Here is a 20,030-nt window from a genome sequence, read left to right on the forward strand (position 1 = left end):
AATAAATTTTGTAAAATTCAGCAGAGCCAATACATTAAATAGTCCCTTTTCCTTTCATTCCAGTATTCTTTCCTGTCATCTCAATGACCTCTATGATGTCATTCCAGCGCATGAGGCTGGAATGGCTTTGTTGCATCACTCTTCGGATAGTAGGTAACGTGGAATAAATTCATGAAGCTATCTCAAATTTAGCCATGCCTATATCAGTAAATTTGTTAAGCAAATAACACTTGAGTAGCAGTTCTCTCTCACGATTAACCTCAGATTTGTTTCTAAAACTAAACCCAAATGTTTGCTTCAGTCGCGAGAAAAAACTTTCTATATAAGATCTCTTCCCATAATTTATCTCTTTTTTCCACCTCTTCATACCATCTTCATCATATGACTTTATGAGCTTGATTGTAGAATTTCTCTCATCCATATAATCCAACTTTGGATGCTCTACTGCATTATTTTGCGGAGGAATCCTTGTCTTTATGTCAAGCTCATCGCACAGTTTGTATAACTTCTTTCGATTATATGCCCTGTCTGCATATAGTGTGCTTATATTATATTTAACATCAATCCTTGCAATAAGATCACATGCTCCATAGTGGTCAGAATAAACTCCGCCACTGTATTTTGCTGCTATAACTTTTTTGCTACCTATCTCTAGCATTACATGCAGTTTTCTTGTTTGCTCATAGCGGCAATACTTTCTATCTGTACCATTTGCCTTGCTATGACCTGGAATATTATTGTAGATGCTTATTCCAGTACTATCTATGGCAATCTCAATATCTTCTGTATTATTTTTATCATGTCTTCGATCATTAATTTTGATGTTAAGTTTTTTAAGCCTTCTTGAGGCCTGGGAATAGCTAATAACTTGCAAGTTTTTCCTTACTTGCTCAAGGTACCCTGCTATAAATCCCGCTGTTTGTCTCAGACCTATTCTAAATAAACAAGTTATTATGTGAACCAGAATCACGACCTTATCGCTATAAATATAGTTGCCACCAGCCATTTTTGGACCTTTTTCGTACCAATTTTCTATGGCATCATTGACGTAATAAAAAATATTTCCCCTCTCTTGGAGAAATTTGTTATATTCATGGCAGTTACTGACTCTCATTTTTTGTGGCATATTTTTCTTTAGTAGGTTAAATGCTTGTCTTATAGTGAATTTTGTCAGTAACTGCCAGTTCTTTTTATTTGACCTATGCAACAAAGCCCGCTGGAATCCAGTTTGTCCATAATCTCACCAAAAACGTTGTGTTTTAGCATAATTTTGTGCTCAATATGCTTATTTGTAGTAAAGACTTCTGGATTCCAGCATCAAGTGCTGGAATGACACCGTCATACCTGTTGGAGTATGAATGTAGCCTTATCTCACACTCCTGTCATCCCAGTGCCCAGACACTGGGATCCAGAAGACTGATCAAGTAATAAGAACTAGTCACGCGCTGGCTCTCTAAAATTACTTTAGCTACAAGTGTTAAGAAATTTACCAATCAAAAAAAGGCAAAAGGAACCCCATGTTGCTTTTTGACCCTATATTACTGTAATTGATAATGTGCTAACGCTTAAACGAAGCGTGTTAGGCTGAATAGAAAAAATAAAAAAGGCATGCAGCCGCCATAATTTCGCCAATAAATACAAGATTTGTCAAGAAGCTTCTATTAAATGAAAGTTATGAAAAAAATCTATTGCAAGTCTTTTAATATTCTGTTAAGGGCTGAAGCAATATAAAAATTATTATGTTTGGATTAGAGAATAAGAAATTTCTGATTACTGGTGCATCAGGCGGAATAGGCCAGGCAATTGTAGAAATTATGCATAAGGCCAGAGCAACTTTATGTATTTCTAGTACAAAAAAAGAAGTACTCGAAGAAGCTGCTAAAAAATATGAAAAAAACATTCACGTACTTCCTTGCAACTTATCAAATCCTGAAGAGGTAAATCAACTAATAAATAAAGCAAGTGAGTTGATGAAAGGCTTTGATGGACTCATATGCAATGCAGGAATTACACAAGACAGCTTATTGTTGAGAATGACAGATGAAGCATGGCAAAAGGTAATTGATATTAATTTGAACTCTACATTTAAACTAAATAGAGAAGCATGCAGAAAATTAATTAAAAACAACTGGGGAAGAATCATAAATATTTCCTCAATAGTAGGATTGACAGGAAATGCCGGGCAAGTAAATTATGCAGCATCAAAAGCTGGAATAATAGCTATGAGCAAATCTATAGCAAAAGAAGTTGCAAGTCGCGGTGTAACAGTAAATTGCATTGCTCCTGGGTTTATAGATACTAAGATGACTGAAGTTTTAAATGAAAAACAAAAAGAAAAAATATTAGATAATATTCCAATGCAAAGAATGGGAACAGGAGAAGAAACAGCAGCAGGAGTATTGTTTTTAGCAAGCGACGAAGCAAGATATATAACGGGGCATGTGCTTAACATCAATGGTGGGCTATTTATGTAGCAACACTTATTTATGGACAAACTATGAGTTTTACCTTAAAATAAATATATATAAATTTAGATTCACACTAGTTTATTACTTGGAGGCAAAAGAATGAGCTATATAATAAAAAAACTTTTTAATGCTTTATGTATAGTGCTGTTTCTCTCTTTTTCAGATTACGCAAATGCTGCTGATAATATAGATGATACAACTGCCCAGGTAATATGCAATATTATTGGTTATATTTGGGGAATAGGTGGGCCACTTATGACTGTAGTCATAATAGGTGCAGCTTTGCTTGCAATATTTGGTAGAATGCCATGGCCAGCTCTCTTTGCCTTGGGTATGTTTTGTGGTGTATTTTTTGGCGCCAAAACGATTATAATGAAAATTATACCCAATATAAGTACTGAAGTAAAAGATATGTTGGATAAGTGCGGGAAATAACCTAAAAATAAGTGTGTTTTTGTGTGTATTGTTCCTTCATATCCTCAATTTGCAGCAAGCAAGAGCTATCTTTCGGTAAAGTTTTAATAGCTAACTCAGCGTACTTCATAAATTTCTCTAAATTACCTTCAATACAAGCCTTTTTCGTCAAAGCAAAATAATACATTGCCATATCAGCGCTACGTTTATATGCAATACTTAAATACTTCCAGACAAAGGCGTTATTTGTTTCTACGTTTGCAACCTGCTCTAGGTAAAAAATTGCCTTCTCTATTTCACCGTGTAATAATAAAGTATGAGATAACGCAAGTTTCACTAAATAGTTATTCTTCTCAGATAAATATCTAAGTGATTCTTCATACATTTTTATTGCTTCACTTAAATTTCCAGCTTTGTATAACATCTCCGCTTTTAATTCATATAAATAAGGATCATTGCGTGACTCTTGAATCAATGAATTAACTTTAGTAATAGCCTCTTCTATCTTTCCTTGCCTATAGTGAATTACAGCATTTACATACTTAGAACTACCTTCATATTTATTAGATAACACATGAATAGGAGCAAAGAAAGAGTCTAGCTTTGCAACCATACGCTCAAACTTCAGCAATTTATCTGCAAGGATTGGTTTTATATTGTTTTTAACCTTATAATTCTGTACAGCAAATATACGCTTATCACTAAGTGGGTGAGTGCGGAAATACTCTTCAGTGTTTTCATGCTCAATACTCTTAAAATAGTCAAAAATCTCTTTCATACCCAAATTATCATAGCCAGATTCATCTAGGTATCTTAAAGCATAGCTATCTGCTACACTCTCTTGCTCTTGAGAATAGTTAAAAAACAACCTTGAACTAAGCGTTACACCACTAAGCAAGATTGCACTCGCAACCTTAGGGTTAATGACAATACTAGAAACTAATCCTACCATATAACTAACCATTGCTATTGATTGAAAATAACCTACAGCACTACTCATTTGTAATACATGACCAGCAGATATATGAGCAATTTCATGTGCTAATATACCAAGTAAGACATAAGGTTCAGTCGAATATTGTAAAAGCCCTAAATGAATGAAAATGCTATTATTGTTAATTACAAAAGCATTAATCGATCTATCATCAACTATAAAAACTTTTATTTTATCATTATCAATACCCGCAGCAGAAAATAAAGGTTGCGCTAGATCCTTCACTACCGCTTCCACTTCACTATCTCTAATAATACTAACAGAGTAAGCGCTATTACAGTATACGAAAAAAAATAGTAAAACAAAAAGCTTAGACATGGAAGTTCCTTGTTTGTATAACTTTTAGGAATTTTACATTTTAACATTTAAACTATACGAATTTATAAACGCTAGTTTAAATTTTGAACGTAACTGATAAGTTTATCAATGGTAGTTAACTTAATTTTGTGTTGTTCAGCAAATTCAAGCAACTGGGGTAAGCGCATCATAGAGCCATCATCATTCACTAATTCACACCCTACAGCCGCATGACTAGATCCAACCAATTTTGCTATCTCAACACTTGCCTCAGTATGACCGTTGCGTGCTAAAACCCCGCCCTCACTTGCAATAATAGGAAAAACATGACCAGGAGTAATAATATCATCCTTAGTACTTTTTCCATCAATAGCGGTAAGTATCGTATGCGTTCTATCATGAGCAGAAACACCCGTTGTAATACCATAACGAGCATCGACTGACGTAGTAAATGCAGTGTGAGGAATAAGTGCTTCATCTACATTACTTCTCTTCATAAATTCAAGGTTAAGTTTATTCATGTAAAACTTTGTCATAGCTAAAAACACAATACCAGTGCCATACCTAACCATAAAAGCAATATGTTCTGGTTTCACCTTTTCAGCTAAAATAACCAAATCACCTTCATTCTCTCTGTTTTCATCGTCAACTAAAATGAATAATTTACCAGAACTAGCATCCCTCAATACATCTTCCACAGAAGAAATACCGGGTAGACTAATTGAAGGATAAGTTACTTGTACCATGATTTACTTAAACTCAATCTTAACTATTTTATACAATTTCTCTCCATTTGGCACTATCACTTCCACATACTCACCAACTTTTTTGCCAATTAAAGCACTACCGAGTGGTGAATCCGTAGAGATCAACTGCTTTGAAGCATCAGCTTCATATCCACCTACAATCTTATAAACATATTCAATTTCACTGTTATCATCGTTTAACATGCTTACCGTAACAGTTGCACCAAACATTACTGTATCACCAGACAAATTTTTTACTTCTATCACTTCTGCATGTGAAAGTTTACTTTCTATCTCAATTATACGGCCTTCAATAAAACTTAATCTCTCCCGTGCTGCATGATATTCTGCATTTTCGGATAAATCGCCTTGATCACGAGCATCAGAAATAGCCTGTATGATAGAAGGTTTTTCTTCCTTTAATTTCTCAAGTTCGACTTGCATACTCTCAAAACCTTCCCTTGTAATAGGAAACTTGTTAACAATGGATGAAGTCATAATCACCGCCTAAACACAATTAAATTGAGTGACAAAATCACTCACAATACCAAGAATATCATCTTTTATATCATCATTCATGTCACCCGACAACTTTTTTAAAACTCCAGGGTGAACAGTTTGAAAATAATTGATAAGATCACACTCGAACCTATTGATGTTGCTCACCTGTACCTTATTTAATTGACCATACAGATTAGAAAAGATATACATAAGCAATACTTGCTCTTCTATTTGCATAGGTGAATACTGTTTTTGCTTTAATAATTCAACAAGGTATTTACCTTTGTTTAAGGACAATTGAACAGTAGCATCAAGATCAGAACCAAATTTAGCAAAGTCTTCCAGTTCTCTATATTGGGCCAAACTCAGCTTTATAGAACCAGCAACTTTTTTCACAGATTTCAATTGTGCAGCAGAGCCAACCCGAGAAACCGATAAACCTATATTCACTGCAGGGCGAAATCCTTTGTGAAACAATTCAGACTCAAGAAAAATTTGTCCATCGGTAATTGAAATCACATTAGTTGGAACATATGCAGATACATCACCAGCCTGAGTCTCAATAATCGGCAAAGCAGTCAAAGATCCCTGTCCTTTTTCATCAGACATTTTGGCAGCTCTTTCAAGCAAGCGAGAGTGTACATAGAATATATCTCCAGGATAAGCTTCACGACCAGGAGGACGTCTGAGCAATAAGGACATCTGCCTATATGCCACAGCATGCTTAGATAAATCATCATATACCACCAAGCAATGCATTCCATTATCACGGAAAAATTCTCCAATAGTGCAACCGGTATAAGGTGCTAAAAATTGCATAGGCGCGCAGTCAGATGCGCTAGCCATAACTACGGTTGTATACTCTAATGCTCCACTTTCTTTTAGCTTATTCACCACTTTTGCTACCGTCGAAATTTTTTGTCCAATAGCAACATAAACACAGTAAATTTTTTGATTTTCGTTTACCTCATCATTAATCTTCTTCTGATTGATAATAGTATCAATCGCAATAGTGGTTTTACCAATTTGTCTATCGCCAATAATTAATTCACGTTGCCCTCTACCTATAGGAATCAACAAATCTATAATTTTAATTCCTGTCTGCAGAGGTTCATGCACAGATTTACGGTCAATAATACCTGGCGCTTTAGATTCTATATACATTTTGTTCTTGGCTCTAATTTCTCCGCCATCGTCTATAGGATCGCCTAATGCATTTACAACTCTCCCTAATAATTCATGACCTACAGGCACCTGTACAACATCACCACTACATTTTACAACGTCCCCTTCTTTTACATCACGGTCATTGCCAAGCACAACTATTCCAGCTGTATCATGATCTAAATCAAGAACTATTCCTTCTACACCGCTTGCAAAAGATACCTTTTCACCAAACTTTGCTTTTTCCAGCCCATAGACCAATGTGATACCATCCGTTACTGAAATTACTTCACCTATATTTTCTCGTTTTATAGGATTATCAAATGTCTCAACCTTCTCTTTTATTATGTTTACTACTTCAGAGGCATTTATGCTATTCTTCATATATAATTCCTTATTTTCAACATTTCCATTTTACTAAAATCAACCAATCTATCCAAATAACTCTTAAGCGAAGCATCAATCAAGTTAAAACCATACCTAACTACGAAGCCACCTAGTATAGAAGGATCAACCACATTACTGACTTTTATTATTTTACCAAGAAAGTTCAAAGATTCAGTAATTATTTTTATATCAGGTTTCTTTAAAACCTCTGCTGATTTTATAGTAATTTCCAATTCGTTTTCACTTTCCCTTACAAGATTTAAGAATTTTTCTAATATAAGGATTAATAAACGGGAGCGCTTGTTTGCAAGTGTAACCATAATAAATTTGACTAAGTTTTCACTCAAGTTCTCATTTATAGAAAGTATCGCTTCTTTTTTGTGCAAAAGAGAAACCATAGGATGAGATAGATACACAAAAACATTACTTTGATCTTTAAAAAAAGCTAACAAAAATTCTACTTCTTTTCTTATAATACCTAATCTGCTTCCTGAGACATGAAACAGTGCTCTAGCATAAGATGAAACTAAATTATTGTTTTTCATATTAAATTACCTATTCTAGTAAATCTAAGTTATTTAAGCTACCATTCCTCTTAAGGAAAGAAAACATAAATCATATCTGACTGAATAATCTAAAAAATCAAGATTTTTACTTAAGAAATATTTAGAAGAATTTATAATAGACTGACACTGAAAATGAGATATCGGTACTTCTTTTCCAAATAAACTTGTTTTAACTTCTATAAAAATCAGCTCCTTTTTTTTAGATACAATTAAGTCAATTTCACCCAACTTACAACGGAAGCGACGTTTTATAACATTATAGAATTTCAGCTTTAAATATATCGAAACTAACAATTCTCCAAAGTAACCTACAAAATAGCGTAACCTACTTACCATAAAAAGAATAATTAGCTTTGTGTAACTACTTTGCTTCCTTTTTTATTTTTACTATAAATCTCACCTTTTGCTGAAATATCTCTATCAACTAGCTCTATCACTGCCATTGGAGCGCAATCACCCTTTCGAGTACCAAATTTTATTATTCTAGAATATCCACCTTTACGGTCTTGATAACGATTAGCTAGAACGCTTAATAATTTATCAACTACTAACTTACTATTATGAAGACGTGAAAGCAAAAGCCTTCTACCATGTAAAGAATCTTTATTCTTAGCAATTGTAATAAACTTTTCCACATATGGACGAAGTGCTTTAGCCTTTGGTAAAGTAGTTACAATCTGCTCATGATTAATTAACGAGATAGATAGATTCTTTAACATTGATAACCTATGCTCGGTACAACGAGACAGTTTATTTTTCTTTATTCCATGTTTCATATACTACCTAATCCTCATCAGTATGTTGTTTAGCCAGTTCATCTATATCCTTAGGCGGCCAATTTGGTATATTCATACCCAAAGACAAACCTGAATTATTTAAAATTGCCTTGATTTCATTCAAAGACTTTCGGCCAAAATTAGCAGTTCTTAACATTTCAACTTCCGTCTTTTGCACAAGATCACCTATATAAGTGATATTTTCATTTTTCAGACAGTTATGGGATCTAACAGATAATTCCATTTCATCTACTTTACGCAATAGAACAGGATCATAGCCCAAATCTTTAGCACCACTAGACAAAGAAACTTGCGATTTTTTATAACTCATATCAGAACTAATAAAAGGCTGAAATTGCTCCTGTAATATCCTTGCAGCATAGTCAACAGCTTGACTTGGAGAGATTGTACCATCAGTTTCAATTGACAATATCAGCTTATCTTTATCAGTAACTTGACCAACACGACTATTCTCTACTCTATACGAAACCCTCTCAACAGGACTATATAAAGCATTAACTGGAATAAAACCAATTAAATCTTGTTCATTCATAGACTTTAAAAATTCATTTTCTTTATATTTATTTACAGAAAGATAACCTTTTCCACTAGCAACATATATAGTAATGTTAAGCTCCACATCTTGACCTAGTGTACATATCACCAAATCTTTATTAACAATAGAGCATTGGTCATCAGTTTCTATCATTCCAGCTAATACTTGACAAGGCCCTTTAGCGCTCAAATTTAAGCACTTATTAGACGTGTTATTTAGCTTACATCTCAACATGCCTATATTTAATGCTATATCAGTTATGTCTTCCCTAACTCCTTGGATCGAAGTAAATTCATGATTCACGCCTTCAATTTTTATTCCATAAACAGCACTACCGCGAAGAGAAGATAACATTACACGCCTTAATGCATGACCCAACGTTAAAGCAAAACCACTTTCCAAAGGTTCTAGAACTATATCACTTTTTTTACTTGAATCACCTGATATTACCTTAATCACATTAGGCTTAGTTAATCTATCTAAATTTCCACAGAAAGAGACATTATCACTATAATACATACAAAAACCTTCCAAATATCCTATACTCTTCTTTTTTTCCTTAATCTACACCCATTATGAGGTATCGCCGTTTTATCTGCAATTGAAGTGACAGTCAATCCACAATTCCGAAGTGCTTTAACTGCAGCTTCTGCACCAAAACCAGGACCACGAATTATTACAGAAACAACCTTCATACCAAATCTCTCTATTACTTTCTTCGCAGCAGAATCGGCAACCTTACCTGCAGCATAAGGTGTGGATTTTCTCGAACCAGAAAAACCACATGCACCAACAGAAGTCTGGTAAAGCGTATTACCACAAACATCAGTCACATTTACAAAAGTATTATTAAAAGTTGCACGAATATGGACAATACCAGTAATAAACCTTTTTGTATTCTTACCAACCGTTTTAACTTTTTTCATAAAAACTCACGATAATAACAAATTTTATTTTTTCCCAGCAATAGGCAATTTAGATCTGCCTTTACGAGTTTTAGCATTAGTATGGGTTCTTTGTCCCCTCACAGGCAAACCTCTTCTATGCCTTAATCCTCTATAGCAACCGATTTCCATTAAAGATTTTATATCCATAGCCACTTTTTTTCTGAGCTCACCCTCTATGACATATTTTTGCCTAATAAAACTACTAATTTTCTCTATATCTTCATCCTGTAATTCTGAAACACGCTTACGCTCATCAATTTTACAGCTACGACAAATTATATTCGCAGTAGTAATACCTATACCATGTATATAAGTTAATGCAAAAGGAATACACTTCTTCACTGGAACATTTATGCCTGCAATACGTGCCACTGATACCTCGATACTTTATTAATAATAACTCTTAATTTATACCATAAAACAACTTATAGTCAAATCAAATTACAAGAAATTTTACTTTCAATCTCTTGCATTACTCTATCAACACTCAAATTAGCGTTAATTGTTAACAACTTGCCCTTATAATACTCGCGCAAACCCTTCATCTGAAAATGATATTCTCTTATCCTCTTATTAATTGCAAGCATATTAGCATCATCAATTCTCTTCTCCAATCTCGTACTTTTACATTTAGCACAAGTAGTATTTTTAAAAGAAGATATACTATATATACTTTTACAATCCAAACAAGTAAGACGATCTTTTAATCTATCAATTGCAATATTATCGTCAAGCTGCAACTCAATTACAAGATCAACATCCCTATTGCATCTTTTTTGCAAAACTTGAGTTAAAAAATGAGCTTGATTTAAATTTCTTGGAAAACCATCTAACAAAAAATCACCATCTATTAATGCAAGCTGGTCACACAATAATTTACATATAACTTCATCTTGAATTAAATTACCAGATTCAACAGTATCCTTTATTCCTTTACCTAATTTACTCCCACTAGATATAATATTCCTTAATAAATCTCCTACTGAAACTAATTTAAAATTATACTTTGCTATTAACAAACTGGACTGAGTACCCTTACCAGAGCCAGGAGGACCAAAAATTGTAATAATCACTTTAGTCTCCTTGTTTTAGACTCATATTTCTTTATCCAACTATCGTACCTATTTGAAAAAACATAAGATTGTACTTGCATAATAGTATCAGTAATAACGTTAACTATAATCAGCAAGCTCGTCCCACCAAAAATAAATGGTATATCATAATGATACCTCATAATTTCAGGTATAGTACATATTACCACCAAATACGCAGACCCAATAAATGTTAATTTAAAAACTATATCTTGAAGATAATCAGAAGTATGTTTTCCAGGCCCTCTACCAGGAATAAAACCACCATTTTTCCTAAGAAAATCAGCATTTTCCTCTGGATTAAATATAAAATTGGTATAGAAAAAATTAAAAAGTACTATGAGTATTAAGTAAGTTATAATGTACATCACTTTATTTGCCATAAAGTAGTTTAAAATAAAATCAGCAATGGCATGACCTTTATAGAAATTTGCAATTGAAATAGGCGTTAATAAAATTGCGTTAGCAAAAATAGTTGGTATTACACCAGATAAATTGATCTTCAATGGAATGTAAGTAAAATCATCATTATGTAATTTTTTAAACTGTTTTTTGGGATATTGAACAATTACCTTTCTATAAGAAGATTCTGTAAAAATGACTAAAAGGAGCAGTAAAAAAAACAATGCTATAACAAAAAGGGTAATGAAAAACGACATACTACCATTTTTATTTAATGTTAGCAGAGATGATAAAGCATTATGTAATTCAGATGTTATGCCAGTAAAAATGATTAATGAGATACCATTGCCTATACCGCTCACACTGATCCGCTCACCAAGCCATATTAAAAATATAGTTCCACCTAAAAGGCTAAAGACACCTATAGTACGAAACATAATACCAGGTTCAACTACAACTAATACCCCTTCTCTATTCATTCTTTCTAACCCTATTAAGATCGTAATTGATTGAAAGATACAAAACACTATAGTCATATAGCGTATATAAGAGTTCATCTTTCGACGTCCCAACTCTCCGTCATTTTTAATTTCATTGATTCCTTTAACGGCAGAAGACAATAATTGCATAACTATGGATGCAACTATGTATGGCATAACGTTTAACGCCAAGATCGTCATTCTAGCTAAAGCGCCACCAGAAAATAAATTAAATACTCCAAAAATACCAGAACTCTCTTTTGGAAATATATCATTGATTATATCAAGATTAATTCCAGGAATAGGAACATAAGTGCCTAAACGATAACAAACTAAAGCCATCAGCGTAAAAAATATACGCTTTAGTAAATCAGTTTTATATAATAACGTAGAATCCAAACTATCAAATGCAAATTTACTGTTCATAATTCATGATAGTATTTCTACACTACCACCAACTGAAGCTACAGATCTTTTTGCAGCTTCTGATGCAAAATCAACATGAAACACAAATTTCTCGCTTAATTTACCCTTATTAAGAAGTTTGATTTTACTTTTTACAGATCTGATAAAACCTAATTTATGCAGTAGCTCCTTATCTATTATAGAATCCTTGACTATTTTTTTAGCTTCCATTAAGCACTGTACATCACCAACATTAAATATAGAGTATAAGTTTTTGCGTATAGGCTTAAAACCTCTTTTAGGTAAACGAGTATATATAGACTGCTGTCCACCTTCAAAACCATTTATAGAAACGCCACTTCTCGCTTTCTGCCCTTTATGCCCCCTACCGGATGTTTTACCTTTACCACAACCAATACCTCTACCTAATAATTTAGGCTTCTTTTTCTCAGATAATTTGGTAAATATAGAATTTAATTTTACAGCATCATTCATAGTTTACCTATTTCCAACTATCTCACTAATCTTTTTACCCCTCTTACCTGCCACTTGGCGAGGAGATAACATAACATCAAAAGCCTTAAATACTGCACATATAATATTATGAGGATCATTTGATCTAGTAGACTTAGCTACCACATCCTTTATACCTAATACCTCAAAAACCGACCTCATTGCTCCACCAGCAATAATACCTGTTCCAGTTCTTGCAGCTCTTAAAACTATCTCACCAGAACAAAATTTAGCTTTAATATCATGATGTAAAGTTCTACCTTCACGTAAGTACACCCTAATCATCGACTTCTTTGCAGCATTTACAGCTTTCACTCTTGCTTCAGCAACCTCTGCATGTTTACCTATTCCACATCCTACCCTACCCTTACCATCACCAACAACAACCAAAGTTGAAAATGAAAATCTTCTACCACCTTTAGTAACCGTTGTTACCCTTCGGACTGAAACCAAAAGTTCTGATAAATCATTATTATTTTGTAAATTCTTTACAGCCATACTTCAAACCTTCTAAAATTCAAATCCAGAGCTTCTTAAAGCTTCAGCAAATTGAGAAATCAATCCTGTATACTTACATGCCCCCCGATCAAAGACGAACCGCTGCTGCAATTTTGTACTAGGCAGACGCTCAATCAATAAAGAAGAAACCTGTTTTATAGTTTCAGCATTGACCCTACCTTTACATACATTCCTAATTTTATCATCCAAAGTAGAAGCAGAAGCTAGGGTTGTTCCTTTTGCATCGTTAATCAACTGAACGTAAAAATGTTTATTAGACTTAAATATGGATATACGTAAACGCCCAGCGCTCTTATCGAGCTTCGCTCTATTACGAAGTTTCCTTTTTTCATAGCTACTTAAAAAATTATACAATCTTTTCATTTTAATTACTTCTTTTTATTTACAACTTTACGCAGCATAAATTTGCCTTTTATTACAATACCCTTACCTTTATAAGGATCATATTTTCTAATTTTGCATATATCAGAGGCCACCATATAGACTTTTTGCTTATCCATACCGCGAATCACTAAATGAGTTGGCTTTATACACTTAATCTCAACGTCTTTAGGCACTTTATACTTAATATTATGACTATAACCAAGATATAAAGTCAAATACTTATCATCACATTCTGCTTTATACCCTACACCATTAATCTCAAGATCAACAGAAAAATCATTAACCATACCGTTAATCATGTTATTAATATTACTTCTATAAGTGCCCCATATAGATTTTATTTTATTATAATCATCCCTGCCTTGATCAACAGAAAGTAACAATTGATTATCAACTATCTGACACAGAATGCCACTACACAAGTTCAGCTCTTTTTCTGCCCTAACACTTCTTATTAATACCCTACCATTATTATATTCAACTGAAAGATCAGCAGGAATATTGATAGGTGCGGCACCTATACGAGACATACATTTCTCCTATCATTTAAAATACACGACACAAAACTTCTCCACCAACTTTTAATCTACGTGCATTATAATCGGTCATCACTCCTTTCGGCGTAGATATAATAAAAATTCCAAGACCATTATATGCTTTAGAAATGTCCTTACACTTAGAATAATAACGACAACCGGGCTTTGATACCCTAGCTATATCATTAATCACAGGTGATTTATCATAATACTTCAACTGCACAACAAGCGAAGGGACACCATCACTCTCTTGCTTTTTATAATTAAGAATATACCCTTCCTCTTTTAAGATCTTCAATATAGAAGAATTCACTTTAGAGAATAGGACTCTTGTTTCCCTATGCATTGCCAATTGAGCATTACGTATTCTTGTTAAAAAATCACCAATACCATCAGATAACGACACTATTACACTCCTTATATCACATTTACCAACTAGATTTTGTAACCCCTGGAACTTGTCCAAAAGAACACAAATCACGTAAAACAATCCTACATAAACCAAATTTTCTATATACTCCTCTCGGCCTACCAGTTAAAGCGCATCTATTCCTAATTCTGATTTTAGAAGAATCTCTAGGCAATTTTTCAATCAGCTTACTTTGAGCTGCAAACCTTTTTGCAATAGATAAATCCTTATTATTCATTATAGATTTTAATTCTTCCCTTCTCTCCCTATACTGATCGCATAACTTTATTCTACGAAGATTCTTCTGTATCATGGATTTTTTTGCCATATATATTTTCTCTCAATTATCAAAAAAAGGGAATTTAAGAGCCAGTAATAATTCCTTTGCTTCCTTATCACTAACTGCACTTGTTATAATATTAATATCCATACCTCTAATTTTACTTATTTTATCATAGTCTATTTCTAAAAATGATATATGCTCCTTGATACCAAAGGAAAAATTACCATGACCATCAAATTGCTTCACACTAAACCCTCTAAAATCTTTTTCCCTTGGCAAAGCAATATATATTAATCTTTCTAAGAATTCATACATTTTATTTCTACGCAAAGTCACTTTACAACCTACAGTTGCACCTTTTCTAATTTTGAAACCAGAAATAGATTTTTTTGCAAAGGTTAACACAGGCTTTTGCCCAGCAATCAAGTGTAGATTATCAAATGGCTCATTTATCGCTTTATTGTCCGTAGCAGCATCTCCAACGCCCATATTGATACAGACCTTGACAAGTTTAGGCACTTGCATTACATTGCCATAGTTAAACTTATCCTTTAAGGATTTTACTATATTATCTTTATACAATTGTTTAAACATATCAACCTAATCTATCACTTCTCCAGAAACTTTTGCAAAACGCACTTTTCTACCATCTATAATCTTAAATCCTACTTTAGTTGGAGTTTTATACTTAGGATCCAATATTGCAACATTGGATACATCAATAGCTAACTCTTTATTCAATATACCACCACCACTACCAGCTCTTGGTTTAGTATGTCTCTTACACACATTTACGCCAGAAACAACTACTTTCTTTTTAGCATCACGTATTATAACTTTGATTACCTTACCAATTTTTCTCTTATCTTTACCAGTTAAAACTATAATATCATCACCACTTTTTATTTTAGCACTCATTATAAAACCTCATCAGCTAATGACATTATTTTCATAAAAGAACCAGATAATAACTTTTTTACTGGACCAAACACCCGAGTGCCAAGTGGTTCACCTTGATCATTAATTAAAACCACAGCATTGCTAGAAAAACGAATTACAGAACCATCAGATTTCTTAACACTATTTTTTACTCTAACAACAACTGCTTTATATACTTTTCCTTTTTCAACTTTACCTTTTGGGTTAATAGACTTAGTAGATATAATAATCGTATCACCTACAGATGCAGATTTCCTACCACCTAACAAGCCAATACAAAGCACTGCACGCGCACCAGAATTATCAGCTACTTCTAACAATGTATTTTTTTGAATCATATAAATACCTATTCCTTTTTAGCTATTGATAACAACCCACTTTTTAGTAACAGAAATAGGCTTATGTTCCTGTATTAAAACCCTATCTCCCTTTTTGCAACTATTATTCTCATCATGTGCTGTATACTTCTTGCATTTTTTAATAACTTTTTTATACAGCCTATCCTTATACACTTGCAACACCGAAACCTTTACAGTCTTATCAGACTCAGCATTAGTTACGACACCACAAAAAACCTTCTTAGGCATTTTTTCCCTCTTTCTTTCTTCTATTCAATACAGTTAGACTACGAGCTATGCTCTTTCTTATTAAGCTAAAACGTGAAAAATTGTTGCACTGGCCCAGCTTTTTTTGAAAAGCCAAATTAACAAATTCTTTCCTCAAATTCACAAGAAGTTCATGTAATCCTTGTGAAGATTCTGATTCAAATTTAACTATATCCATTGCAACTCCATTCAATCATGATTAGATATAAATTTACACTTCATAGGAAGCTTAGCAGTCGCTTTTTCAAGCGCCAATCTTGCTAAATGCATGGGAACATCACTACTAATTTCAAACAAAACCCTACCGGGCTTAGCTTTAAATACCCAAAATTCAACACTACCTTTCCCTTTACCCATACGTACATCTGCTGGCTTTTTACTAACTGGGGTATCAGGAAAAATTCTTATCCACAATTTACCAGAGCGTTTTAACGTTCTAGATATTACGCGCCTTGCAGTTTCAATATGCTTAGACTGAACCTTACCTACTTCCATAGCTTTTAATCCATAATCTCCAAAAGACAGCGTGCTACCACCCTTAGCATTACCCTTGATTCTCCCCTTAAATGACTTTTTATATTTACTCTTTTTGGGAACAAACATTTCAATATACCTTAACTACCAACATAAACCCAAACTTTAACTCCTATAATACCACATATAGTCTTCGCTTCACAAAAAGCATAATCTATATTAGCACGCAAAGTGTGTAAAGGCAAACGACCTTCTTTGTACCATTCAGTACGAGCTATTTCAGCTCCACCAAGACGCCCAGAGCAACTTACTTTAATACCCTCAGCACCCATCTTCAAACAATTTTGAATAGCTTTTTTCATCGCTCTTCTACATGAAATCCTTTTTTCTAGCTGATGTGTAATACTCCTTGATATTAAAGCTGCATCTATTTCAGACTTTTTAACTCCTACTACATTCACTTCGACACTACTTTCTACTTTTTTAGCTATTTTTTGCTTTATCTTCTCAACATCTAAACCCTTCTTACCTATTATAACTCCAGGCTTAGAAGAATGTATTATTACAGACACTAAATTAACTGTACGCTCTACAATTACTTTAGAAATACCAGCATGCTTAAAGGATTCATTTATATAACTGCGAATAAATAGATCGTGATGCAATCTCTGTTTATAATCGTCTGTAGCACACCAAACAGAATCCCAGGTATTACTATTTACTTGTAATCTAAATACTTTAGGATTAACCTTCTGTCCCATATTTTTACACTTTCCTTATTAACTTTCCATTTCTATAAATCATACAATTTCTTTCAATTTTATAGTTATATTACTATAAAATTTACTCATTCTATTAGCCCTACCCATAGCTTTTGGATATACTCTACGCAAAGTAAGGGACTTACCTATTAAAATTTCCTTTATATATAAATTATCAATGTTCAATCCATAATTATTTTGAGCGTTAGAAATTGCAGAATTCAACACTTTCATTATAAAACCAGCAGCTTTTTTTTCACAAAATCTTAATTGTACATTAGCAAAAGAAACTTTTTTATTACGTACTAAATCAGCAACCAAATTCAATTTGCGAGGAGTCGATCTTAAAACCCTAGAACCAGCCTCAACTATTATATCCCTATTTTTCATATAAATTACCTATCTTCTTGTTGCCTTTTTATCACCACCGTGCCCAGTAAATTTACGAGTAGGTGAAAATTCACCAAATTTATGACCTATCATATTCTGATTATCAACACTAACAGGAATGTAATCTTTACCATTATAAACAGCAAACTTTAAACCCAAACAATTAGGAAGAATTACAGAAGCCCTGGAATGAATTTTTATCACCTTATTGATAGAACCCTCTTTTAAAGCTCTCTGAACTAATCTTAGTACAGATGGGTGCAAAAAAGGTGGTTTCCATACAGATCTACTCATAAATTAACCTTTCAATTTTTTTATATACTTATCACTAGATTTATTTTTTTTCCTAGTTTTCTTTCCTTTTGTTGCAACACCCCAAGGAGTAACAGGATGACGACCGCCAGAAGTTTTTCCCTCTCCACCTCCATGAGGGTGATCAATCGGATTCATTGCAACTCCACGCACATAAGGTCTAATTCCAAGCCACCTACTTCTCCCAGCCTTACCCAGCTTTCTATTCTTATGATCAAGATTAGACACTATACCAATAGTAGCTTTACAAGAAGATAAAATCAACCTAACTTGACCAGATCTAAGCCGCAATAAAACATATTGACCATCACGACCAACGATTTGTGCATAACAACCAGCAGCTCTAGCAATCGCAGCACCATTACCTGGCTTCAGCTCAATATTATGAACGAAAGAACCAACAGGTATATGCTTGAGTAGTAAACAATTCCCTGGCAAAATATCAGCATCATCTCCAGCTATCACAACATCACCAGGCTTCATACCTTGAGGAGCTAATATATAAGATTTAGTATCATCTTCCTTATATGATACTAATGCTAAAAACCCACTTCTATTTGGATCATACTCTATTTTCTCAACTATACCCTGATCACTTCTATTACGTTTAAAATCTATAACTCTATACTTCTTCTTGTGACCACCACCCCTGTGACGAGTTGTAATTCTACCATGATTATTTCTTCCACCACTGGATTTCTTACCAAACACAAGAGACTTCTCCGGCTTATCTTTTGATAAACCAATTTTACTTATTAATATAGTCCCACGAGAAGACGGAGTAACAGGATTAAAAAATTTCATACCCATATTAAACGCTCATTATATCTAATTTTTGACCATCTATCAAAGAAAAATAAACCTTTTTTCTCTGTTTTTTACAACCAACCACACCCCTGAAACGTCTATATTTAGGTTTAACTCTAATAACATTTATAGAAGAAATTCTGACATTAAATAAAGACTCTATTGCCGATTTTATTTGACGCTTATTTACATTTACAAAAACATACAAAGAGTATTTATTAAACTTCTCTCTTAAAAGAGAAGCCTTTTCTGTGATTACAGGAGATTTTATTATATTATTATATTTAATCATAACAATCTACCTTCAAGATGCTTTAAAGTGTCTTTTGTTAACATCACGCATTCATGATTCAATATATCAAAAACATTTAACCCAATAGGTTTGATTAAATCTACATAATGCAAATTTTTAGCAGCACGTAACAAATCATCTCCATAATCGCCAACTATTAAAAAAGAAGAAAATTTAAAATTTTTAATATATTCACACATTTTAGATGTTTTCTTCACATCAACATTTAAACTATCAAGAACAATAACTTGATTATTTAAATATTTTAGAGATAAAGCAATTTTCAAACCAAATTTACGTACTTTTTTATTAAGAGAATAAGCATGACTCCTCACAACAGGACCAAAAATAATTCCACCACCTCTAAACTGAGGAGATCGCAAGCTCCCCTGTCTCGCCCTACCGGTACGTTTTTGACCATACGGCTTAGCTGTTGTACCAGAAACATCACTGATACCCTTTGTTTTATGAGCACCAACTCTTCTCTTTGCTAATTGCCATCTCACTATATCATGCAAAATACTCAATTTTTGCTTGGCAGAAAATATCAAGGGATTAAGCTCAACACTACCTACATTATTGTTAGATAGATCAACTAATTCACATTCCATAA

The 20,030-nt window shown here is 33.4% G+C and carries 33 protein-coding genes; 2 read left to right on the forward strand and 31 right to left on the reverse strand.

The window, feature by feature from the left end:
- Nucleotides 1-169 precede the first annotated feature (169 nt).
- Entirely contained in the window at nucleotides 170-1,207 is a 1,038-nt protein-coding gene (locus tag ABWU52_RS05555) for an IS5 family transposase (RefSeq protein ID WP_353276516.1), read from the reverse strand.
- 532 nt (nucleotides 1,208-1,739) lie between these two features.
- Here ABWU52_RS05555 and fabG point away from each other — a divergent pair.
- Together fabG and ABWU52_RS05565 are read left to right on the forward strand one after the other, a co-directional pair.
- Nucleotides 1,740-2,474, forward strand: a complete 735-nt coding sequence (gene fabG / locus ABWU52_RS05560; RefSeq protein ID WP_353276517.1) for a 3-oxoacyl-[acyl-carrier-protein] reductase — start codon at nucleotides 1,740-1,742, stop codon at nucleotides 2,472-2,474.
- A gap of 93 nt (nucleotides 2,475-2,567) precedes the next feature.
- Nucleotides 2,568-2,903, forward strand: a complete 336-nt coding sequence (locus tag ABWU52_RS05565) for a TrbC/VirB2 family protein (protein WP_250120311.1) — start codon at nucleotides 2,568-2,570, stop codon at nucleotides 2,901-2,903.
- Between the two features lies 1 nt (nucleotide 2,904).
- On the opposite strand, the gene ABWU52_RS05570 is transcribed toward ABWU52_RS05565, so the two are convergent.
- The 30 genes from ABWU52_RS05570 to rplD form a co-directional block, all read right to left on the reverse strand.
- Complete coding sequence (locus ABWU52_RS05570) at nucleotides 2,905-4,194, reverse strand: M48 family metalloprotease (RefSeq protein WP_353276518.1); 1,290 nt, start codon at nucleotides 4,192-4,194, stop codon at nucleotides 2,905-2,907.
- A gap of 71 nt (nucleotides 4,195-4,265) precedes the next feature.
- Nucleotides 4,266-4,919 (reverse strand): 3,4-dihydroxy-2-butanone-4-phosphate synthase, encoded by a 654-nt coding sequence (gene ribB / locus ABWU52_RS05575; RefSeq protein WP_211907878.1) that lies wholly within the window; start codon nucleotides 4,917-4,919, stop codon nucleotides 4,266-4,268.
- A 3-nt stretch (nucleotides 4,920-4,922) separates the two neighbouring features.
- Entirely contained in the window at nucleotides 4,923-5,417 is a 495-nt protein-coding gene (gene greA / locus ABWU52_RS05580) for a transcription elongation factor GreA (RefSeq protein ID WP_353276519.1), read from the reverse strand.
- Between the two features lie 9 nt (nucleotides 5,418-5,426).
- Nucleotides 5,427-6,968 carry a F0F1 ATP synthase subunit alpha gene (gene atpA, locus ABWU52_RS05585; RefSeq protein ID WP_353276520.1) on the reverse strand — a complete coding sequence of 514 codons (1,542 nt, stop codon included), beginning with the start codon at nucleotides 6,966-6,968 and terminating at the stop codon, nucleotides 5,427-5,429.
- Complete coding sequence (gene atpH, locus ABWU52_RS05590; RefSeq protein ID WP_353276521.1) at nucleotides 6,965-7,516, reverse strand: ATP synthase F1 subunit delta; 552 nt, start codon at nucleotides 7,514-7,516, stop codon at nucleotides 6,965-6,967. The genes atpA and atpH overlap by 4 nt, the downstream gene beginning before the upstream one ends.
- A gap of 33 nt (nucleotides 7,517-7,549) precedes the next feature.
- Complete coding sequence (locus ABWU52_RS05595) at nucleotides 7,550-7,873, reverse strand: YraN family protein (RefSeq protein WP_353276522.1); 324 nt, start codon at nucleotides 7,871-7,873, stop codon at nucleotides 7,550-7,552.
- An 11-nt stretch (nucleotides 7,874-7,884) separates the two neighbouring features.
- Nucleotides 7,885-8,313: a 50S ribosomal protein L17 gene (rplQ, locus tag ABWU52_RS05600; protein ID WP_353276523.1), complete on the reverse strand. Its 429-nt coding sequence runs from the start codon at nucleotides 8,311-8,313 to the stop codon at nucleotides 7,885-7,887.
- Nucleotides 8,314-8,320: 7 nt separating this feature from the next.
- On the reverse strand, nucleotides 8,321-9,388 hold the full coding sequence (locus ABWU52_RS05605) for a DNA-directed RNA polymerase subunit alpha (RefSeq protein ID WP_353276524.1): 1,068 nt from the start codon (nucleotides 9,386-9,388) through the stop codon (nucleotides 8,321-8,323).
- 20 nt (nucleotides 9,389-9,408) lie between these two features.
- On the reverse strand, nucleotides 9,409-9,795 hold the full coding sequence (gene rpsK / locus ABWU52_RS05610) for a 30S ribosomal protein S11 (RefSeq protein ID WP_006012273.1): 387 nt from the start codon (nucleotides 9,793-9,795) through the stop codon (nucleotides 9,409-9,411).
- A gap of 24 nt (nucleotides 9,796-9,819) precedes the next feature.
- Nucleotides 9,820-10,188, reverse strand: coding sequence for a 30S ribosomal protein S13 (gene rpsM / locus ABWU52_RS05615; RefSeq protein WP_353276525.1), 369 nt, complete (start codon nucleotides 10,186-10,188; stop codon nucleotides 9,820-9,822).
- A gap of 59 nt (nucleotides 10,189-10,247) precedes the next feature.
- Nucleotides 10,248-10,889 (reverse strand): adenylate kinase family protein, encoded by a 642-nt coding sequence (locus ABWU52_RS05620; RefSeq protein WP_211907868.1) that lies wholly within the window; start codon nucleotides 10,887-10,889, stop codon nucleotides 10,248-10,250.
- The gene (gene secY / locus ABWU52_RS05625) at nucleotides 10,886-12,214 is read right to left on the reverse strand and encodes a preprotein translocase subunit SecY (protein WP_353276526.1); all 1,329 of its coding nucleotides are present in this window, start codon (nucleotides 12,212-12,214) and stop codon (nucleotides 10,886-10,888) included. The genes ABWU52_RS05620 and secY overlap by 4 nt, the downstream gene beginning before the upstream one ends.
- Nucleotides 12,215-12,217: 3 nt before the next feature.
- Nucleotides 12,218-12,688 carry a 50S ribosomal protein L15 gene (gene rplO / locus ABWU52_RS05630; RefSeq protein ID WP_214250030.1) on the reverse strand — a complete coding sequence of 157 codons (471 nt, stop codon included), beginning with the start codon at nucleotides 12,686-12,688 and terminating at the stop codon, nucleotides 12,218-12,220.
- A gap of 3 nt (nucleotides 12,689-12,691) precedes the next feature.
- Nucleotides 12,692-13,204: a 30S ribosomal protein S5 gene (rpsE, locus tag ABWU52_RS05635; RefSeq protein WP_010404712.1), complete on the reverse strand. Its 513-nt coding sequence runs from the start codon at nucleotides 13,202-13,204 to the stop codon at nucleotides 12,692-12,694.
- A 12-nt stretch (nucleotides 13,205-13,216) separates the two neighbouring features.
- Nucleotides 13,217-13,588 (reverse strand): 50S ribosomal protein L18, encoded by a 372-nt coding sequence (gene rplR, locus ABWU52_RS05640; protein ID WP_353276527.1) that lies wholly within the window; start codon nucleotides 13,586-13,588, stop codon nucleotides 13,217-13,219.
- 5 nt (nucleotides 13,589-13,593) lie between these two features.
- A complete protein-coding gene (rplF, locus tag ABWU52_RS05645; RefSeq protein ID WP_214250027.1) occupies nucleotides 13,594-14,139 on the reverse strand; it encodes a 50S ribosomal protein L6 in 546 nt (181 codons plus the stop codon).
- Between the two features lie 16 nt (nucleotides 14,140-14,155).
- The gene (rpsH, locus tag ABWU52_RS05650; RefSeq protein WP_353276529.1) at nucleotides 14,156-14,551 is read right to left on the reverse strand and encodes a 30S ribosomal protein S8; all 396 of its coding nucleotides are present in this window, start codon (nucleotides 14,549-14,551) and stop codon (nucleotides 14,156-14,158) included.
- 22 nt (nucleotides 14,552-14,573) lie between these two features.
- The gene (gene rpsN / locus ABWU52_RS05655; RefSeq protein ID WP_353276530.1) at nucleotides 14,574-14,882 is read right to left on the reverse strand and encodes a 30S ribosomal protein S14; all 309 of its coding nucleotides are present in this window, start codon (nucleotides 14,880-14,882) and stop codon (nucleotides 14,574-14,576) included.
- Nucleotides 14,883-14,894: 12 nt separating this feature from the next.
- Nucleotides 14,895-15,431, reverse strand: a complete 537-nt coding sequence (gene rplE / locus ABWU52_RS05660; RefSeq protein ID WP_211907859.1) for a 50S ribosomal protein L5 — start codon at nucleotides 15,429-15,431, stop codon at nucleotides 14,895-14,897.
- A gap of 6 nt (nucleotides 15,432-15,437) precedes the next feature.
- Complete coding sequence (rplX, locus tag ABWU52_RS05665; protein ID WP_410541977.1) at nucleotides 15,438-15,755, reverse strand: 50S ribosomal protein L24; 318 nt, start codon at nucleotides 15,753-15,755, stop codon at nucleotides 15,438-15,440.
- The gene (gene rplN / locus ABWU52_RS05670; protein ID WP_007302542.1) at nucleotides 15,755-16,114 is read right to left on the reverse strand and encodes a 50S ribosomal protein L14; all 360 of its coding nucleotides are present in this window, start codon (nucleotides 16,112-16,114) and stop codon (nucleotides 15,755-15,757) included. Before rplN ends, rplX begins: the two co-directional genes overlap by 1 nt.
- Before the next feature lie 18 nt (nucleotides 16,115-16,132).
- Nucleotides 16,133-16,363, reverse strand: a complete 231-nt coding sequence (gene rpsQ, locus ABWU52_RS05675) for a 30S ribosomal protein S17 (protein WP_353276532.1) — start codon at nucleotides 16,361-16,363, stop codon at nucleotides 16,133-16,135.
- Nucleotides 16,356-16,559, reverse strand: coding sequence for a 50S ribosomal protein L29 (rpmC, locus tag ABWU52_RS05680; protein ID WP_214250023.1), 204 nt, complete (start codon nucleotides 16,557-16,559; stop codon nucleotides 16,356-16,358). The genes rpsQ and rpmC overlap by 8 nt, the downstream gene beginning before the upstream one ends.
- A gap of 11 nt (nucleotides 16,560-16,570) precedes the next feature.
- Entirely contained in the window at nucleotides 16,571-16,984 is a 414-nt protein-coding gene (gene rplP / locus ABWU52_RS05685) for a 50S ribosomal protein L16 (RefSeq protein WP_353276534.1), read from the reverse strand.
- Between the two features lie 11 nt (nucleotides 16,985-16,995).
- Nucleotides 16,996-17,616 (reverse strand): 30S ribosomal protein S3, encoded by a 621-nt coding sequence (gene rpsC, locus ABWU52_RS05690; RefSeq protein ID WP_353276536.1) that lies wholly within the window; start codon nucleotides 17,614-17,616, stop codon nucleotides 16,996-16,998.
- Nucleotides 17,617-17,655: 39 nt separating this feature from the next.
- Nucleotides 17,656-18,006 (reverse strand): 50S ribosomal protein L22, encoded by a 351-nt coding sequence (rplV, locus tag ABWU52_RS05695; RefSeq protein ID WP_006012227.1) that lies wholly within the window; start codon nucleotides 18,004-18,006, stop codon nucleotides 17,656-17,658.
- A gap of 9 nt (nucleotides 18,007-18,015) precedes the next feature.
- The gene (gene rpsS, locus ABWU52_RS05700) at nucleotides 18,016-18,300 is read right to left on the reverse strand and encodes a 30S ribosomal protein S19 (protein ID WP_010404687.1); all 285 of its coding nucleotides are present in this window, start codon (nucleotides 18,298-18,300) and stop codon (nucleotides 18,016-18,018) included.
- A gap of 3 nt (nucleotides 18,301-18,303) precedes the next feature.
- The gene (gene rplB, locus ABWU52_RS05705) at nucleotides 18,304-19,128 is read right to left on the reverse strand and encodes a 50S ribosomal protein L2 (RefSeq protein WP_353276538.1); all 825 of its coding nucleotides are present in this window, start codon (nucleotides 19,126-19,128) and stop codon (nucleotides 18,304-18,306) included.
- A 1-nt stretch (nucleotide 19,129) separates the two neighbouring features.
- Nucleotides 19,130-19,417, reverse strand: coding sequence for a 50S ribosomal protein L23 (locus ABWU52_RS05710; protein ID WP_010404680.1), 288 nt, complete (start codon nucleotides 19,415-19,417; stop codon nucleotides 19,130-19,132).
- Nucleotides 19,414-20,028: a 50S ribosomal protein L4 gene (gene rplD / locus ABWU52_RS05715; protein WP_006012216.1), complete on the reverse strand. Its 615-nt coding sequence runs from the start codon at nucleotides 20,026-20,028 to the stop codon at nucleotides 19,414-19,416. The genes ABWU52_RS05710 and rplD overlap by 4 nt, the downstream gene beginning before the upstream one ends.
- Nucleotides 20,029-20,030 lie beyond the last annotated feature (2 nt).

Source organism: Wolbachia endosymbiont (group B) of Villa cingulata (assembly GCF_964028285.1).
Classification (GTDB): domain Bacteria; phylum Pseudomonadota; class Alphaproteobacteria; order Rickettsiales; family Anaplasmataceae; genus Wolbachia.

Excerpts from the sequence above, each read along its gene's own strand:
- fabG (WP_353276517.1), top strand. The coding sequence starts at position 1,740 with ATGTTTGGATTAGAGAATAAGAAATTTCTGATTACTGGTGCATCAGGC.
- ABWU52_RS05565 (WP_250120311.1), top strand. The coding sequence starts at position 2,568 with ATGAGCTATATAATAAAAAAACTTTTTAATGCTTTATGTATAGTGCTG.
- ABWU52_RS05570 (WP_353276518.1), bottom strand. The coding sequence starts at position 4,194 with ATGTCTAAGCTTTTTGTTTTACTATTTTTTTTCGTATACTGTAATAGC.
- ribB (WP_211907878.1), bottom strand. The coding sequence starts at position 4,919 with ATGGTACAAGTAACTTATCCTTCAATTAGTCTACCCGGTATTTCTTCT.
- greA (WP_353276519.1), bottom strand. The coding sequence starts at position 5,417 with ATGACTTCATCCATTGTTAACAAGTTTCCTATTACAAGGGAAGGTTTT.
- atpA (WP_353276520.1), bottom strand. The coding sequence starts at position 6,968 with ATGAAGAATAGCATAAATGCCTCTGAAGTAGTAAACATAATAAAAGAG.
- atpH (WP_353276521.1), bottom strand. The coding sequence starts at position 7,516 with ATGAAAAACAATAATTTAGTTTCATCTTATGCTAGAGCACTGTTTCAT.
- ABWU52_RS05595 (WP_353276522.1), bottom strand. The coding sequence starts at position 7,873 with ATGGTAAGTAGGTTACGCTATTTTGTAGGTTACTTTGGAGAATTGTTA.
- rplQ (WP_353276523.1), bottom strand. The coding sequence starts at position 8,313 with ATGAAACATGGAATAAAGAAAAATAAACTGTCTCGTTGTACCGAGCAT.
- ABWU52_RS05605 (WP_353276524.1), bottom strand. The coding sequence starts at position 9,388 with ATGTATTATAGTGATAATGTCTCTTTCTGTGGAAATTTAGATAGATTA.
- rpsK (WP_006012273.1), bottom strand. The coding sequence starts at position 9,795 with ATGAAAAAAGTTAAAACGGTTGGTAAGAATACAAAAAGGTTTATTACT.
- secY (WP_353276526.1), bottom strand. The coding sequence starts at position 12,214 with ATGAACAGTAAATTTGCATTTGATAGTTTGGATTCTACGTTATTATAT.
- rplO (WP_214250030.1), bottom strand. The coding sequence starts at position 12,688 with ATGAATGATGCTGTAAAATTAAATTCTATATTTACCAAATTATCTGAG.
- rpsE (WP_010404712.1), bottom strand. The coding sequence starts at position 13,204 with ATGGCTGTAAAGAATTTACAAAATAATAATGATTTATCAGAACTTTTG.
- rplR (WP_353276527.1), bottom strand. The coding sequence starts at position 13,588 with ATGAAAAGATTGTATAATTTTTTAAGTAGCTATGAAAAAAGGAAACTT.
- rplF (WP_214250027.1), bottom strand. The coding sequence starts at position 14,139 with ATGTCTCGTATAGGTGCCGCACCTATCAATATTCCTGCTGATCTTTCA.
- rpsN (WP_353276530.1), bottom strand. The coding sequence starts at position 14,882 with ATGGCAAAAAAATCCATGATACAGAAGAATCTTCGTAGAATAAAGTTA.
- rplE (WP_211907859.1), bottom strand. The coding sequence starts at position 15,431 with ATGTTTAAACAATTGTATAAAGATAATATAGTAAAATCCTTAAAGGAT.
- rplX (WP_410541977.1), bottom strand. The coding sequence starts at position 15,755 with ATGAGTGCTAAAATAAAAAGTGGTGATGATATTATAGTTTTAACTGGT.
- rplN (WP_007302542.1), bottom strand. The coding sequence starts at position 16,114 with ATGATTCAAAAAAATACATTGTTAGAAGTAGCTGATAATTCTGGTGCG.
- rpsQ (WP_353276532.1), bottom strand. The coding sequence starts at position 16,363 with ATGCCTAAGAAGGTTTTTTGTGGTGTCGTAACTAATGCTGAGTCTGAT.
- rpmC (WP_214250023.1), bottom strand. The coding sequence starts at position 16,559 with ATGGATATAGTTAAATTTGAATCAGAATCTTCACAAGGATTACATGAA.
- rplP (WP_353276534.1), bottom strand. The coding sequence starts at position 16,984 with ATGTTTGTTCCCAAAAAGAGTAAATATAAAAAGTCATTTAAGGGGAGA.
- rpsC (WP_353276536.1), bottom strand. The coding sequence starts at position 17,616 with ATGGGACAGAAGGTTAATCCTAAAGTATTTAGATTACAAGTAAATAGT.
- rplV (WP_006012227.1), bottom strand. The coding sequence starts at position 18,006 with ATGAAAAATAGGGATATAATAGTTGAGGCTGGTTCTAGGGTTTTAAGA.
- rpsS (WP_010404687.1), bottom strand. The coding sequence starts at position 18,300 with ATGAGTAGATCTGTATGGAAACCACCTTTTTTGCACCCATCTGTACTA.
- rplB (WP_353276538.1), bottom strand. The coding sequence starts at position 19,128 with ATGGGTATGAAATTTTTTAATCCTGTTACTCCGTCTTCTCGTGGGACT.
- ABWU52_RS05710 (WP_010404680.1), bottom strand. The coding sequence starts at position 19,417 with ATGATTAAATATAATAATATAATAAAATCTCCTGTAATCACAGAAAAG.
- rplD (WP_006012216.1), bottom strand. The coding sequence starts at position 20,028 with ATGGAATGTGAATTAGTTGATCTATCTAACAATAATGTAGGTAGTGTT.